Origin of the sequence: Pedobacter sp. JCM 36344 (assembly GCF_046546555.1) — a bacterium.
Classification (GTDB): domain Bacteria; phylum Bacteroidota; class Bacteroidia; order Sphingobacteriales; family Sphingobacteriaceae; genus Pedobacter.
The window spans coordinates 177,023-191,549 of sequence record NZ_JBKHKK010000001.1 but is presented as its reverse complement, the minus strand read 5'-3'; the positions used below and the strand labels follow the sequence as shown (position 1 = coordinate 191,549).

Sequence of the window (14,527 nt, the reverse complement as noted above, 5' to 3'; positions counted from 1 at the left end):
GGTTAACAGTATGTTAATATGATAACCTCATATTGTGGCTTAAAGGTTTTTGAATGATTAAAGCTTCAGATTTTGGTGATGATTTTTTATGGGGTATAGCGGTTGCCGCTGCTCAAATTGAAGGTGCTCCTGATAAATATGGCAAAGGCCCCTCTATCTGGGACACTTTTTCTAAGAAGCCGGGGAAAGCTTGCGACTTCTACCATCGTTTTCGTGATGATCTTGCTTTTGTCAAACTATTGAACTTTAAAGTTTTCCGTTTTTCTATTTCCTGGCCAAGGCTGTTGCCGTTTGGTTCCGGCCTAATCAATCAGGAAGGGATTAAGTTTTATCACGAAGTAATTGATGAGTGCTTAAGATTAGGTATTACGCCATACATTACGCTTTATCATTGGGATTTACCAGAAGCCCTCGAGCAAGAAGGTGGCTGGGCATCTTTTAGTGTAAATGGCGCTTTCAATAGTTTTGTGGAATTATGTGGACAAGAATATGGTGACAAAGTAAAGAATTGGATCGTGATAAATGAGCCTTTTGGCTTTACATCCCTAGGATATATGCTTGGCATTCATGCACCTGGTCAGACGGGTTTAACCAACTTCTTTTCTGCTGTCCACCATGCGGCAATTGCACAAGCAGATGGTGGTAGAATTTTACGATCGGAAGTGCGCAATGCCAACATAGGCACAACGTTTTCATGCTCTGAGATAATTCCTTTTACGGAGAGTGATGCTGATCACCTCGCCGCAAAACGTATGGACAGCCTTGTAAACAGGCTCTTTATTGAACCAGTATTAGGGATGGGATACCCAACAGCCGATTGGGAGCTTCTAGAGAAGTTTGCTATCAAGCATTCAACCTGGCGGCATACAGAACGTTTAACTTTCGATTTCGACTATATCGGACTGCAGAATTATTTTCCTTTAACAATTAGATATAGTCCTTTTGTCCCCATACTTCAAGCTTGGGAAGTAAAAGCTAAATCACGTAAGAAGTCATTCACGGCAATGGGCTGGGAGGTTAACGCAGATAGTTTCTACAATATCATCAAGCAATTTGCCGCCTATCCAAAGATCAAGCAATTGATGATTACAGAGAATGGTGCGGCCTATAAAGATGTCGTTGCTCCTAAGGGCAGAATTCACGATCAGGAGCGTATTGCGTACTTTGAGGCCTATCTAACTGCCTTACTCAAAGTCAAGAACGAAGGCATAAAAATTACCGGATACATGGCCTGGACATTAATGGATAACTTCGAGTGGGCTGAAGGTTTCGATAAGCGGTTTGGATTAATTTATACCGACTTTAAAACTCAGGAACGGACTATTAAGGATTCCGGATATTGGTTCAGGGACTTTCTTTCGCAATAGCGTATTTTCTAACATTTTTATTATATTTCAGGATATCAGTAAAATACTTATGGATAAAATTGTTGTTTTTGAGACTTACTATAACCCTATAGAGGCGAATATTGTCAAGGAGCGGCTGGTGGATAGTGGAATTCAGTGTTTCCTTTCAGATGAAAATACAATTACCATTAATCCATTGTACAACCAGGCAATTGGTGGAGTGAAACTACATTTGTTTGAATATGATGTAATGGCGGCAAGGAAGGTATTAGATGACCAGCACGTCCAAGTGATTCTCGCAGATGAGGTGGCTGGGTTTGATAACCATTCCGAGAGGATTTCAGAAGAAATGAAGTCAGACGAAACTTGTCCGAAATGCGGCTCTGATCACGTAGGATATGTTCAGGCTACTAAAAATCGTTTCAGTATACTCACTATGCTTTTTTCTCTATTACTAATGATTTATCCATTTAATGCCAAGAAGACACACCATTGCTTTAATTGTGGTAACGAATTTTAACCCATAAAAAAACTCCCGTTATTGGCGGGAGTTTTTATTTATAAATTAATATTGCTTATGCTTCAGCAGCTGCCGCTTTGGCTGCCGCTTCTTTTCTAATAATATTCAGTGCACCACCTGCTTTAAACCATTCAATTTGTTGAGCGTTATAGCTGTGATTTACAGAGATTTCTTCTTTAGAGCCATCTTCGTGGTTTAATACCAAGGTCAAAGGAATATTTGGTGTGAAGGTTGTCAAACCATTGATGTCAATTACATCATCCTCAAGAATTTTATCGTAATCTTCTTTATTAACGAAGGTAAGACCAAGCATACCTTGTTTTTTAAGATTTGTCTCATGTATACGGGCAAATGATTTAACCAATACCGCGCGAACGCCAAGATGACGTGGCTCCATTGCTGCGTGCTCACGACTTGATCCTTCACCATAATTTTCATCCCCGACAACGATTGAATCTAAATTTTTCGCTTTGTAAGCTCTTTGTGTTGCTGGAACGGGTCCATATTCACCTGTGAATGCATTCTTTACAGAGTCTGTTGAGTCGTTAAAGTAATTCACTGCACCAATCAACATATTGTTGGATATATTGTCAAGGTGACCACGGAATTTTAACCACGGACCAGCCATTGAAATATGGTCAGTAGTACATTTACCTTTTGCCTTAATAAGCAATTTCAAACCTTTAAGATCAGTACATTCCCATGCTTTGAATGGCTCAAGCAACTGTAACCGATGAGATGTTGGTGAAACCAATACCTGTACTCCGCTTCCATCTTCAGCTGGCTTTTGATAACCTGCGTCATCAACAGCAAAACCTCTTGGTGGAAGTTCATATCCAGATGGCTCGTCAAGTTTTACCTGTTCGCCTTTATCATTAGTAAGGGTATCTGTTAGTGGATTGAAACTTAAATCACCTGCAATCGCTAAGGCAGTTACCAGTTCTGGAGACCCTACGAAAGCAAAAGTATTTGGGTTTCCATCAGCACGTTTCGCAAAGTTTCTATTGAAAGAGTGAACGATGGTATTCTTCTCTTGCTTTTCAGCACCAACTCTATCCCACATACCAATACAAGGTCCGCATGCATTAGTGAATACCTTTGCACCGATGCCAGTGAATATCTCTAGGAAGCCATCTCTGGCAATAGTATGTCTGATCTGTTCTGAACCTGGGTTGATACAATACTCAGCTTTAGCAGTCAAACCTTTTGAGGATACTTGCTTAGCTATGCTTACCGCTCTTGAAATATCTTCGTATGATGAGTTTGTACATGAGCCGATTAAGCCTACTTCAATCTTCATCGGCCATCCATTAGCTTCCGCTACCTCTTTCATTTTAGAAATTGGTGTAGCAAGATCCGGCGTAAAAGGCCCATTTAAATAGGGCTCAAGTTCATCAAGGTTGATCTCTATAATCTGATCAAAGTAATGCTCTGGCGCTTCATAAACTTCCGGATCACCTGTTAAGTGCGCTTTGATTTCATTTGCTGCATCAGCAACTTCAGCTCTATCAGTGGCACGTAAATAACGTTCCATACTCTCGTCATAACCGAAAGTTGATGTGGTTGCACCTATTTCAGCACCCATATTACAAATTGTACCTTTACCAGTACAGCTCATGCTAGTGGCACCTTCACCAAAATATTCTACAATAGCACCGGTTCCACCTTTAACAGTTAAAATTCCTGCAACTTTAAGGATTACATCTTTAGCAGATGTCCAGCCATTCAGTTTTCCAGTAAGTTTTATGCCTATTAACTTAGGGAACTTGAGCTCCCAGGGTAAGCCTGCCATGACATCACAAGCATCAGCACCGCCAACGCCGATAGCTACCATGCCCAAACCACCTGCATTTACAGTGTGTGAGTCAGTGCCAATCATCATGCCGCCTGGAAACGCATAATTTTCAAGCACAACCTGGTGGATAATTCCTGCACCCGGTTTCCAGAAACCAATGCCGTATTTGTTTGAAACAGAAGCAAGGAAATCAAAAACTTCTTTACTTTCTGTATTTGCAGCTGGAAGATCTATTTCAGCGCCACTTTTGGCAGTAATTAAATGGTCGCAATGTACCGTCGATGGAACAGCAACTTGTGGTCTGCCTGCTTGCATGAATTGTAAAAGGGCCATTTGAGCAGTTGCATCTTGCATGGCCACACGGTCAGGAGCAAAATCAACATAGTCAGTACCCCTAACAAAAGAAGTGTTGGTATTTCCGTCCCAGAGATGGGAATAAAGAATCTTTTCTGAAAGTGTTAAAGGTCTGCCTACTAATTTACGTGCCGCCTCAACGCGGGGGCCAAAGTTTGCATACACCTTTTTGATCATTTCAATATCAAAAGCCATTGATAGTATGGGTTAAAAGGGTAAGTATTATATTATTTCTAGCGAATTTACAAAAAAAATAGGGGAGGGCCATCATCTGCATATCATTATATTATTTATACCTATTCTAAATAAATGCAGCGCGTCTTTTATAAAGAGTAAATGTGGAACGTCTACCCGAGCTGATCAAAGGTATAGCCCAGTTTGGAAAAATGTGCTAATACTCTTGGGAGTGCGTAGTATATCCTTTTTGAGGCTTTAATGCTGTCATGGAAAACGATTATAGAGCCATTTTTAGTGTGATTGATCACATTTTGCAGGCATTTTTCAGGACTCAAATTAACATCAAAGTCACCACTTAAGGTATCCCACATTACAATTTCCGTGTCAGGGTATTGCAACTTGATCTCACAGATTTGTGATTTTTTAATTCTGCCATATGGCGGACGAAATAAGTTTGTGCCGGTTTGCTGCTGGCACTTTTGAAAGTTTTGAATGTAAATATCATCGGACGTATCCCAGCCTTTTAAGTGATTAAAAGTATGGTTTCCAATGCTGTGTTCTGCATTTTTTATTCTTTCAAAGATTTGAGGATATTTTAAAATATTATCTCCAATGCAAAAAAAGGTTGCTTTAGCGCTATAGCTTCTTAAAGTTTTTAGTACAAAGTCTGTAACATCAGGTATAGGTCCATCGTCAAAGGTTAAATAAATGACTTTGTCGTCCCGTGTCTTGTTCCAGGTCAGCTGAGGATAATACCATTTTAATAGTAACGGAGATTTGACCAGGTACATGCTCAAAGATAGTAAACTGTAGTTGTACCTGAAAATTTACAAATTCAAAAAGTTGTTTATCTTATTATTGTGAAATTAAAATTATGAAGAAGCTTACCATAGCCTTATTATTTATTGTTCTTTCCGCAGGATTCGCTACTCAATCCAGTGCACAGGAAGTCATTACTATTCAACAAGCAGTGGAGCGCACATTGCAAAACAATTTGCAGATTAAGCAATCTAAGCTTAATGAATCTTTAAGTGAAGAAAATTTAAGGCAAGCTAAATATGATGTTTTACCTACACTTAACGGAAATGGAAACTATAGTTTAAATTTCGGTCGAAGTATAGATCCATCAACAAATCAATTCATAAGCCAGCGATTTTCTGGATTTAACGGAAACTTATCAGTAGGGATGGATCTCTTTGCTGGTTTTCAGAAGATGAACCAGATTAAGCAAAATAAAATTTTACTCAGTGCTGATCAGACTGCAACAGAAAAAATTAAGAATGACTTAGTCTTGCAAGTGGTAACTTCTTACATGCAGATCCTTTTTAACAGGGATTTATTAGCAGCATCAAAGCAACAACAGAATGTCGCTAAACTTACTTTGAATCAACAGCAACAATTGCTGGATGCAGGTAACAAGACGCTTGCAGACGTTTCTGAGGCAAAATCTCAGGCTGCCACAGCTGAATTGAATGTTACCAATGCTGAGAATGCACTTACCATCTCTGTTTTAACCCTGTCACAGCTAATGGAAATGCCAGCTAATACACCATATGATGTCCAGGCTCCGCTAGTTAACAGTTTTAGCGACAGCGGAACGGATACCAATATTCAGGAAGTCTATGAAAATGCCTTAAAAACTTTTCCAGATATCAAGCTTGCGTCATTGAGATCTGAGGTTTCATTAAAAGCTATGGATATTGCCAAGGGAAGTTATTTTCCGAGACTTACCTTAGGTGGAGGGGTAGGAACTAACTACTCCAGTGGGAGACAGGTTGTAATTTCCAGAACCCCAACTCTAAACCAATTTGGACAAACTGCCAGTGGTGAAGCTGTGTTTGTTCCGGGAAGCGACATTGTAACGGCTAAACAATCTTTTGGATCGCAATTTACAGACAACTTTAATCAATCAGTAGGGCTAAGACTTTCGATTCCGATCTTTAATGGGTTCTTAGTGCGCTCAAATGTACGCCGTGCTAAAATTAACTATCAGGGTAATATTCTTCAGGAGCAGACTGCCAAGAATAACCTTAACAAGGTCATCTCACAGTCTGTTGCTGATCTTCAGGCTGCCAGATCACGCTATTTATCGACGGAAAATGCTTTCATTGCGCAAAAGGATGCTTTTTTCGTAATCGAGCAGCGCTACAACGTTGGCTTGGTTAATTCGCTTGATTATAACACTTCGAGAACAAACAGAAACAAAGCTGAAACAGATTTTATACAAGCTAAATATGATCTTTTGTTCCGTGCAAAGGTGATTGACTATTATCTGGGAAGACAAATAACTTTTTAGTCCAAATTATTAATACTGAGCATAACATATAATAATATAAGTAAAAGATGAAATTAAAACCAATTTTAATAGCACTAGGCGTAATCATAGCTTTACTGGTAGTCGCAAAACTTACTGGTCTTATAGGCGGGAAGAAAGCAGAGAAAGTTACCATTGAAAAAGCTGCCGACAGAAAGGTAATTGAGACCGTTACTGCTAGTGGTAAAATACAACCAGAAACAGAGGTGAAGTTAAGCTCTGAAGTTTCAGGTGAGGTAACAGAGCTTTTAGTAAAAGAAGGTGATGTGGTTAAAAAAGGCCAATTACTTTGTAAAGTAAGACCAGACGTTTTGAAATCAGGGTTTGACCGTGCTAATGCATCCTATAGTTCGCAAAAAGCAGGTGTAGCATCTTCTCAGCAAATGCTTACCCAGAGTCAGGGTAATATGGTGAATGCCGAGGCGACCTACAAACGTAATGTAGAGTTGTTTAATAAGAAAGTGATCTCCGCTTCAGAGTTCGATGCTGCGAAAGCAGCCTATTTAACTGCCAAAACGAATCTCGGAAGAGCAAAAGCAGACTTAACTGCGGCAAAATTTATGCTTGAGCAGTCTGGCGCAACAGTTCAGGAAGCAGGTGCCAATCTTGCGAAAGCAACAATATTCGCCCCGGTAGATGGCGTGATCTCTAAGCTCTCTGTTGAGCTTGGCGATAGAATTCTTGGTACAGCTCAAATGGCTGGAACTGAGATCATGCGTATCTCAAACCTTTCCTCTATGGAGGTTAATGTTGATGTTAATGAAAATGACATCAATCGCGTGAACGTTGGGGACAGTGCTATAATTGAAGTTGATGCCTTTGCGGATAAGAAATTTAAGGGCGTGGTAACAGAGATCGCCAGTTCATCTAAAGACGTTGGTACTACAACCAGCGTGGATCAGGTCACAAACTTCAACGTTAAAGTGCGGATCATAGCTGATTCATATAGTAATGTTAAAGGTGGTGCCAAGGATTTGCCTTCTCCATTTAGACCGGGTCTTTCTGCAACCGTTGATATCGAGAGTCAATCCTTAAAAGGACTTGCAATTCCTATTCAGTGTGTATTTACTGAGGATGCAAGTAAAGTGAAGAAAGAAGGCGAATCAGCTCCTACAGATGCAAACTCGGATAAACAAAAAAGCAAGCTAACAGACAAAACGATCAAACAATATGTTTACCTGTATGCAGCAAATGGAACCGTCAAAAGAGCTGAAGTGACTACCGGTATTCAGAATGACCAGTATATTATTGTAAAATCAGGCCTAAAAGCTGGTCAGGAAGTAGTAACAGGGCCATACTCTGCTATTCAAAATAAACTCAAAGATGGTATGGCTGTAGAAAAAACAACTAAGGATCAGCTCTTTGCCTCTCCAAAATAAAATCAGTATTTACAGTCGTGATAAATAAGTAAATTGCCCCTGTCTAAAACATAAGGCCGGGGCTTTTTATTTATAAATTATGATACCTAAAGTTGCAATGATTGGTGGCGGTAGTTGGGCTACAGCTATCATAAAAATGCTTTCCGATAATACGCTGCCTAAAGAAATTTTCTGGTGGATGAGAAATACTGAAGCCATAAGCCATCTTCAAAATTATAGACACAATCCAAATTATCTGAGCTCTGTAGAAATCCGTATCCCTGCTCAAAACATATCAAATGACCTCTCAAAAGTCATTAAAGATGCTGATTATATTGTTCTGAATGTTCCAGCAGCCTTTTTAAAAGAAACCCTTGTTGGCATCACCGCAGCTCAGTTAAAGGGTAAGAAATTCATATCTGCTATTAAGGGTGTAGTTCCGGATGAGAACCTCATTATTGGAGAATTTCTTCACCAAAAATACAACATCCCCCTTTCAGATATTGTGGTTATAAGTGGACCATGTCATGCAGAGGAGGTTGCACTTGAAAAGCTTTCCTACCTTACGCTTGCTTCTGTAGATTTGAAACTTGCGGGTGCCTTGGCAGGAATGCTCAAAACGCGCTATATAAAAGCCAATATTTCTGATGATATCTTCGGAACGGAGTACGCAGCAGTTCTAAAAAATATCTATGCGGTGGCCAGTGGTATTTGTCATGGCGTCGGTTATGGAGATAATTTTCAGGCTGTGCTTATTTCCAATGCAATTCGGGAAATAAAAAGGTTTGTAGATGCGGTGCATCCAATAAACCGGGATATTAAAGAGTCGGCTTATCTAGGTGATTTACTCGTAACAGCCTATTCGCAATTTAGCAGAAACCGCACATTTGGAAATATGATAGGTAAGGGCTATACTGTCAAATCTGCCCAGTTGGAGATGAACATGATTGCTGAGGGGTACTTTGCTGTTAAATGTATCTATCACGTAAACAGAAAATACAAAGTAGACATGCCCATCTGCCGCGCTGTTTATGCTATACTCTATGAAAGGCATTCTCCAAGCACTGAAATGGCGCTACTCACTGAACAGCTGAATTAGAAAACAAAATTGTTTGTCGTTTGTTCCTAGTCTAAATCACTATACTATGAAAACGAAATATATTATTGGGCTACTAGTTATAGCACTAACAACGGTAACATCCTTTGACAGTATTGCTCAGGAGAAGAAAAAAACCGTAGGTCAAACCATTGATAAAACAGCAACTAAAGTGGGGAATAAAACAGCTGAAGTGGCAGTTAAGGGGACTTCAAAAGTGGCTGATAAAACCTGGAAAGGAATGATGGCGCCAGATGGTAGTAACGTTTACATTAACGGGAGTAACAAAAAATACTATGTTAATAAGAAAGGAGCAAAAATATACTTGAAAGCATCCCAAATAAAATCAAGGCCAAATAGCTAATTATAAATAAAAAGCCGGAATTTAAGTTCCGGCTTTTTTGTTATTATATAGGTTTAAGACCTGCGCTTTCTATCGCTACTTCCGCCTTCACGTCTCGGACCACTAGCGCTTCCGCCACGATCGTCACGACTTCTTCCGGAGAAATCTTTAAAACCACCGCCAGTACTGCTTCCGCCTTCACGTCTTCCGCCGCCACTGCTTCTGCGATCTCCGCTTCCGCCTTCACGTCTTCCGCCGCCATAGCCTCCGCTACCGCCACTTCTTCTTTCGCCACCGCCGAAGCCACGACCACCGCCGCCACCTCTGCGTTCACCACCGCCACCTTCACCTTCAGCAGTTTTCTCTATTCTAACGCCACGGTTGTTAAATTCAACAGCTTTGAAGTTTGCAAATAAAGAATCTACAGTTGCATTTTCAACCTCAAAGAATGAGTAAACACCTTTTAAGTCAATTTTACCTATACTTTTTCCGCTGATTTTTCCGTTGTTACAAACAAAAGATAATAGATCACCCCTTGTAAAATCGTCAACAGAACCAAGGTTAATAAATAATCGGGTATATCCTTCGCTACTTCTTGAACCTCTTTCGCCACGCTCACCACGTTCTCCGCGTTCTCCACGGTCGTCAGCAGATGAGTTTAAATCGGGAGCATTTTTGTAGTAATCTAAGAAACGATTAAACTCAAGCGAAGCAAAACGTTTGATCACATCATCTTTAGATAATTCCTTGAATTCTTCCATTATGCGTGGCATGTACTGCTCAATTTGATCGTCATTAACCTCCACATTATGAACCTTGTGAACCAAGCCAAACAATTGCTTTTCACAAACATCAAATCCTGTCGGAAGTTCTGCTTTAGTAAACTGCTTGCCAATAATTCTTTCAATCTGACGAATCTTGCCAATCTCTTTAGAGTTAACAATACAGATAGAAATACCGGTTTTACCAGCGCGGCCAGTACGGCCACTACGGTGGGTATAACTTTCAATTTCGTCAGGTAAAGAGTAATTAATTACGTGAGTAACGTTATTTACATCAATACCACGTGCAGCAACGTCAGTAGCAATAAGCAGTTGCATGTTACGGTCGCGGAAACGTTGCATAACCTTATCACGTTGTTGTTGAGAAAGATCTCCGTGTAAAGCATCAGCATTGTAACCATCTTTAATCAAGTGCTCTGCAACATCCTGGGTATCCAGTTTTGTTTTGCAAAATACTACAGCAAAGATTTCAGGGTTAAAGTCCACGATACGTTTCAAAGCAGCGTATTTATCTCTCGCACGTACTATGTAGTACTCATGTTCAATGTTTACGTTACCTGCATTTTTTGTACCCATGGTTAACTCTACTGGAGAGTCCATGTAATTTTTAGCTATTCTTCTAACCTCAGGAGGCATAGTTGCAGAGAATAACCATGTTTTTTTGTCGTCAGGAGTCGTGGACAAAATGTCGTTGATATCTTCCTGGAAGCCCATGTTCAACATTTCGTCAGCTTCGTCTAAAACTACAAATTTCACATTACTGAAATCTATAGCCTTACGGCCGATGATGTCTAACATACGGCCTGGTGTAGCCACTACAATTTGTACACCGATTCTAATTTCACGCAACTGCTGCATAATGTTTGCGCCACCGTAAACGGCAACTACATTAGCTCCAGAGATGTTTTTTGAGAAATTCTTGATGTCACTGGTAATCTGTAAGCAAAGCTCTCTGGTAGGGCATAAAATCAATGCCTGCGGCTTATTGCTTTTAAAGTCTATCAATTCCAACAGCGGCAAACCAAATGCGGCTGTTTTTCCTGTTCCTGTTTGGGCCAAACCAACAAAATCGTTATTGCCCTCTAACAGTACAGGAATACTTTGTTCCTGAATAGGTGTTGGATTTTCGAAACCTAAATCCTTTACAGCATTAACAACGTCATCACTTATCCCCAATTTACTAAATGGGTTTGTCATGTATCATAATTTATTGAGCCGCAAAGGTACAGTTAATAATTGGTATTTGCTAGATGCGTAACTAAATAAAAATGAGGAGATTAATTATCTTAGTCGTTCGGCAGATCTCAGCAATTGCTCGTCTTTCGTTATACCTCGTATTGCAAGTGCACAAAACACACCCGCTAAAATAGGTAGAGCAACACCCGCATCGTAGGTTGCACTACCCAATCCGCCGCTAATCTTCTGCGCGTAATTAAACGTCCAGAACGAAAGGAAAGCTATGAGTGCGATAATGGCTATACAAACGGTTTTTTGTACGGTTCTTCTTTTAAAATTGAAAATATTTGCTATACACAACACGCCAACAGCAATTACGCTGATGTAAAGTGGGGTAAATGTTTCTAATTTAATAGTGGTACCGTTCTCGTGTTGGAAAAGGCCGGTCGCCTGAATCCAAAATTCTTTGCTGCCCTGAACCCTGCTCACAACCGGAATCACTAATAATAAAAAAATCGTTATTGAAGCAAGTAGTAGCCAGATAGATTGAATTCTCTGTATCATATCAATTCCATAATTTTAACAAAGATATTAAAACACCTAAACTAAGCAATCAAAAAATAGATTTAGAACCCGTAGCTTTGCAGTGTTGAACACAAAACGGTATTTCATAGAGCTTGCGTATAACGGTACAAGTTACCATGGCTGGCAATTGCAGCCAAACGCAATCACCGTACAAGAATGTCTCGACAAAGCTTTAAGTACTTACTTTAGACAATCAATACATACCTTGGGTTGTGGCAGAACTGATTCAGGTGTGCATGCGCGACAGTTTTACGCGCATTTCGATATCGAATTTTTGGAACATATAATTTCCTTCACTAATAGCGACTTAGAACGAACAGTGTCGGGTATTAATTCGTTGCTGCCTTACGATATTTCAGTTAAAAGGATATTTTCTGTACGGGATGAGGCTCATGCAAGGTTTGAAGCTATCGAGCGAGCATACAAGTACTACATTCATTTTCACAAAGATCCTTTTAAGATTGATCGCTCCTGGTTGCTTAAGGGGACGCTGGATGTTGAGCAAATGAATGATGCTGCGGCGCTATTACTCAATTACACCGACTTCTCTTGTTTCAGCAAATCGCATACCCAAACTTTTACTAATAATTGTAAGATCACCCGGGCTTTCTTTCAGTTTGAGGATGATAGTTTAGTGTTTTCAATTACAGCAGACCGGTTTCTGCGAAATATGGTGCGTGCGATCGTTGGTACACTCCTAAGAATTGGTAAAAATGAGATCAGCCTGCTAGACTTTAAAGATATTATAGAAAGCAAAAGCAGGAGCAAGGCTGGACAATCGGTGCCGGCATGTGGACTTTACCTCGTTAGTATCAAATACCCATATTTTAATTAAGCTATGTCAAAGATCACTGGAGATGTAATAAATGTTGGCCTGCTGAAAAGAGTTTTTCAGTATATAAGGCCCTACAAAAACACCTTCGTCTGGGCAGTAATACTGACAATTCTACTTGCTGTTGTTGCTCCTTTGAGACCTATAATTATTGGTTACACATTGGATCAATATATATTCACTGGCAATTATCCTGGCCTACTCAATATGACGCTGCTAATGCTTATTCTATTGTTACTACAAACAGGTCTTCAATACAGCCACACTTTGTTAACCAATACATTGGGCCAGTCTGCAGTCAAAGATTTACGCATTAATGTATTTAACCACATCACCAAGCTCCGTTTAAAATATTTTGACAACACACCGATAGGTCAGCTGATCACACGAACGGTTTCAGATATGGAAACCATTGCGGAGATTTTTTCTGAAGGCCTGATCATGATCATCGGAGATGTGCTAATGGTTATCGTTATTGTTGGGGTAATGATAGCCCGGGACTGGACGCTTGCTGTTGTTGTATTGTTACCGGTTCCGCTTTTAATAATGGCCACATCGGTTTTCCAAAAAGCAATTAAGTCAGCTTTTCAGGAAATTCGTACAGAGGTCTCAAACTTGAACACTTACTTGCAGGAACATATTACAGGAATCTCTATTATACAATATTTTGCGCGGGAAAACCAGGAATATAAAAAGTTCGTAAACATCAATGGTCGTTATCGCGATGCCAATATTCGGTCCAACTGGTATTATTCGATCTTCTTTCCTGTAGTCGAGGTAATTTCCGCCATATCAATGGGATTACTAATCTGGTATGGATCTAAGACAATTCTGGCACATCCCTCAAGCATCAAACCCGGAATTATCACAGAATTTATTATGTATTTAGGAATGCTCTTTCGCCCAATCCGAGAACTAGCGGATAAATTTAATACGCTTCAAATGGGAATGGTGGGTGCGGAACGCGTGTTCAAAGTTTTGGACACCAATGAGGTTACTGAAAACAATGGCACATTTGCTCCTGATAAGCTGAAGGGTTCAATATCTTTTGAAAAGGTGTGGTTCGCTTACAATAATGACAAGTTTGTATTGAAAGACCTTTCCTTTAATGTTGAGGCCGGAATGACCATCGCACTGGTTGGTGCCACTGGGGCCGGGAAGTCATCGATTATTAACATTCTTAATAGATTTTATGAGATTCAAAAGGGTGAGATCAAGGTCGATGGCGTAAAAATACAGGATTATGAGTTGGATTATTTAAGAAGCAACATCGCTACCGTATTGCAGGATGTGTTCCTCTTTTCAGATACAATCTTCAATAACATTACTTTAAATAATCCTGATATAAAGATGGAACAGGTAGTTGATGCTGCAAAAAAAGTTGGTGCGCATGAATTTATTGAGCGTTTACCCGGAGGGTATCAGTACAATGTAATGGAAAGAGGGGCAACACTTTCTGCCGGTCAGGCACAATTGATTTCCTTCATTCGGGCATTAGTATGTAATCCATCTATTCTAGTTCTGGATGAAGCTACTTCTTCAGTTGATACTGAGACAGAAATGCTCATTCAACATGCAATTGAGAACCTAATGCGGGATAGAACATCAATCGTTATTGCACACCGCCTCTCTACCATCCAAAAGGCAGATCAGATTCTGGTTCTGGATAAAGGAGAAATAAAGGAAATTGGAACCCATCAGGAGTTGCTTAAGTTAGACGGATATTATAAAAAGTTATATGATTTACAGTTTAACTCCGTCGGCATTAAGCCCCCTCCTAATTAGCTAAATACAAGATTACCAGACAACCCGTATTTTATACGTACCTTTGCACGCCTAAAGGAAGAGT

General features: G+C 39.9%; 12 protein-coding genes. 8 read left to right on the top strand and 4 right to left on the bottom strand.

Going from position 1 to position 14,527, the window contains the following annotated elements; translation table 11 throughout:
- Positions 1-53: 53 nt before the first annotated feature.
- Complete coding sequence (locus tag ACHFIZ_RS00920; protein ID WP_410881920.1) at positions 54-1,367, top strand: glycoside hydrolase family 1 protein; 1,314 nt, start codon at positions 54-56, stop codon at positions 1,365-1,367.
- Between the two features lie 49 nt (positions 1,368-1,416).
- Positions 1,417-1,866 carry a DUF2007 domain-containing protein gene (locus tag ACHFIZ_RS00915; RefSeq protein ID WP_410881919.1) on the top strand — a complete coding sequence of 150 codons (450 nt, stop codon included), beginning with the start codon at positions 1,417-1,419 and terminating at the stop codon, positions 1,864-1,866.
- Positions 1,867-1,921: 55 nt separating this feature from the next.
- On the opposite strand, the gene ACHFIZ_RS00910 is transcribed toward ACHFIZ_RS00915, so the two are convergent.
- On the bottom strand, positions 1,922-4,210 hold the full coding sequence (locus ACHFIZ_RS00910) for an aconitate hydratase (protein WP_410881917.1): 2,289 nt from the start codon (positions 4,208-4,210) through the stop codon (positions 1,922-1,924).
- A gap of 152 nt (positions 4,211-4,362) precedes the next feature.
- On the bottom strand, positions 4,363-4,983 hold the full coding sequence (locus ACHFIZ_RS00905) for a polysaccharide deacetylase family protein (RefSeq protein ID WP_410881915.1): 621 nt from the start codon (positions 4,981-4,983) through the stop codon (positions 4,363-4,365).
- Positions 4,984-5,066: 83 nt separating this feature from the next.
- Here ACHFIZ_RS00905 and ACHFIZ_RS00900 point away from each other — a divergent pair, with 83 nt between their 5' ends.
- The 4 genes from ACHFIZ_RS00900 to ACHFIZ_RS00885 all read left to right on the top strand — a co-directional run bounded on the left by ACHFIZ_RS00900 (position 5,067) and on the right by ACHFIZ_RS00885 (position 9,324).
- On the top strand, positions 5,067-6,488 hold the full coding sequence (locus tag ACHFIZ_RS00900) for a TolC family protein (RefSeq protein WP_410881913.1): 1,422 nt from the start codon (positions 5,067-5,069) through the stop codon (positions 6,486-6,488).
- A gap of 47 nt (positions 6,489-6,535) precedes the next feature.
- Positions 6,536-7,885, top strand: coding sequence for an efflux RND transporter periplasmic adaptor subunit (locus tag ACHFIZ_RS00895; RefSeq protein ID WP_410881911.1), 1,350 nt, complete (start codon positions 6,536-6,538; stop codon positions 7,883-7,885).
- A gap of 79 nt (positions 7,886-7,964) precedes the next feature.
- Positions 7,965-8,963 (top strand): NAD(P)H-dependent glycerol-3-phosphate dehydrogenase, encoded by a 999-nt coding sequence (locus tag ACHFIZ_RS00890; protein WP_410881909.1) that lies wholly within the window; start codon positions 7,965-7,967, stop codon positions 8,961-8,963.
- A gap of 46 nt (positions 8,964-9,009) precedes the next feature.
- Positions 9,010-9,324, top strand: a complete 315-nt coding sequence (locus ACHFIZ_RS00885; protein ID WP_410881907.1) for a hypothetical protein — start codon at positions 9,010-9,012, stop codon at positions 9,322-9,324.
- Positions 9,325-9,377: 53 nt separating this feature from the next.
- On the opposite strand, the gene ACHFIZ_RS00880 is transcribed toward ACHFIZ_RS00885, so the two are convergent.
- Together ACHFIZ_RS00880 and ACHFIZ_RS00875 are read right to left on the bottom strand one after the other, a co-directional pair.
- Complete coding sequence (locus ACHFIZ_RS00880; protein ID WP_410881905.1) at positions 9,378-11,282, bottom strand: DEAD/DEAH box helicase; 1,905 nt, start codon at positions 11,280-11,282, stop codon at positions 9,378-9,380.
- Between the two features lie 84 nt (positions 11,283-11,366).
- Complete coding sequence (locus ACHFIZ_RS00875) at positions 11,367-11,825, bottom strand: DUF4293 domain-containing protein (RefSeq protein ID WP_410881903.1); 459 nt, start codon at positions 11,823-11,825, stop codon at positions 11,367-11,369.
- 82 nt (positions 11,826-11,907) lie between these two features.
- On the opposite strand from ACHFIZ_RS00875, the gene truA reads away from it, so the two are divergent.
- Positions 11,908-12,681, top strand: a complete 774-nt coding sequence (truA, locus tag ACHFIZ_RS00870; RefSeq protein WP_410881901.1) for a tRNA pseudouridine(38-40) synthase TruA — start codon at positions 11,908-11,910, stop codon at positions 12,679-12,681.
- Positions 12,682-12,684: 3 nt separating this feature from the next.
- Positions 12,685-14,463 carry an ABC transporter ATP-binding protein gene (locus ACHFIZ_RS00865; RefSeq protein WP_410881899.1) on the top strand — a complete coding sequence of 593 codons (1,779 nt, stop codon included), beginning with the start codon at positions 12,685-12,687 and terminating at the stop codon, positions 14,461-14,463.
- Positions 14,464-14,527 lie beyond the last annotated feature (64 nt).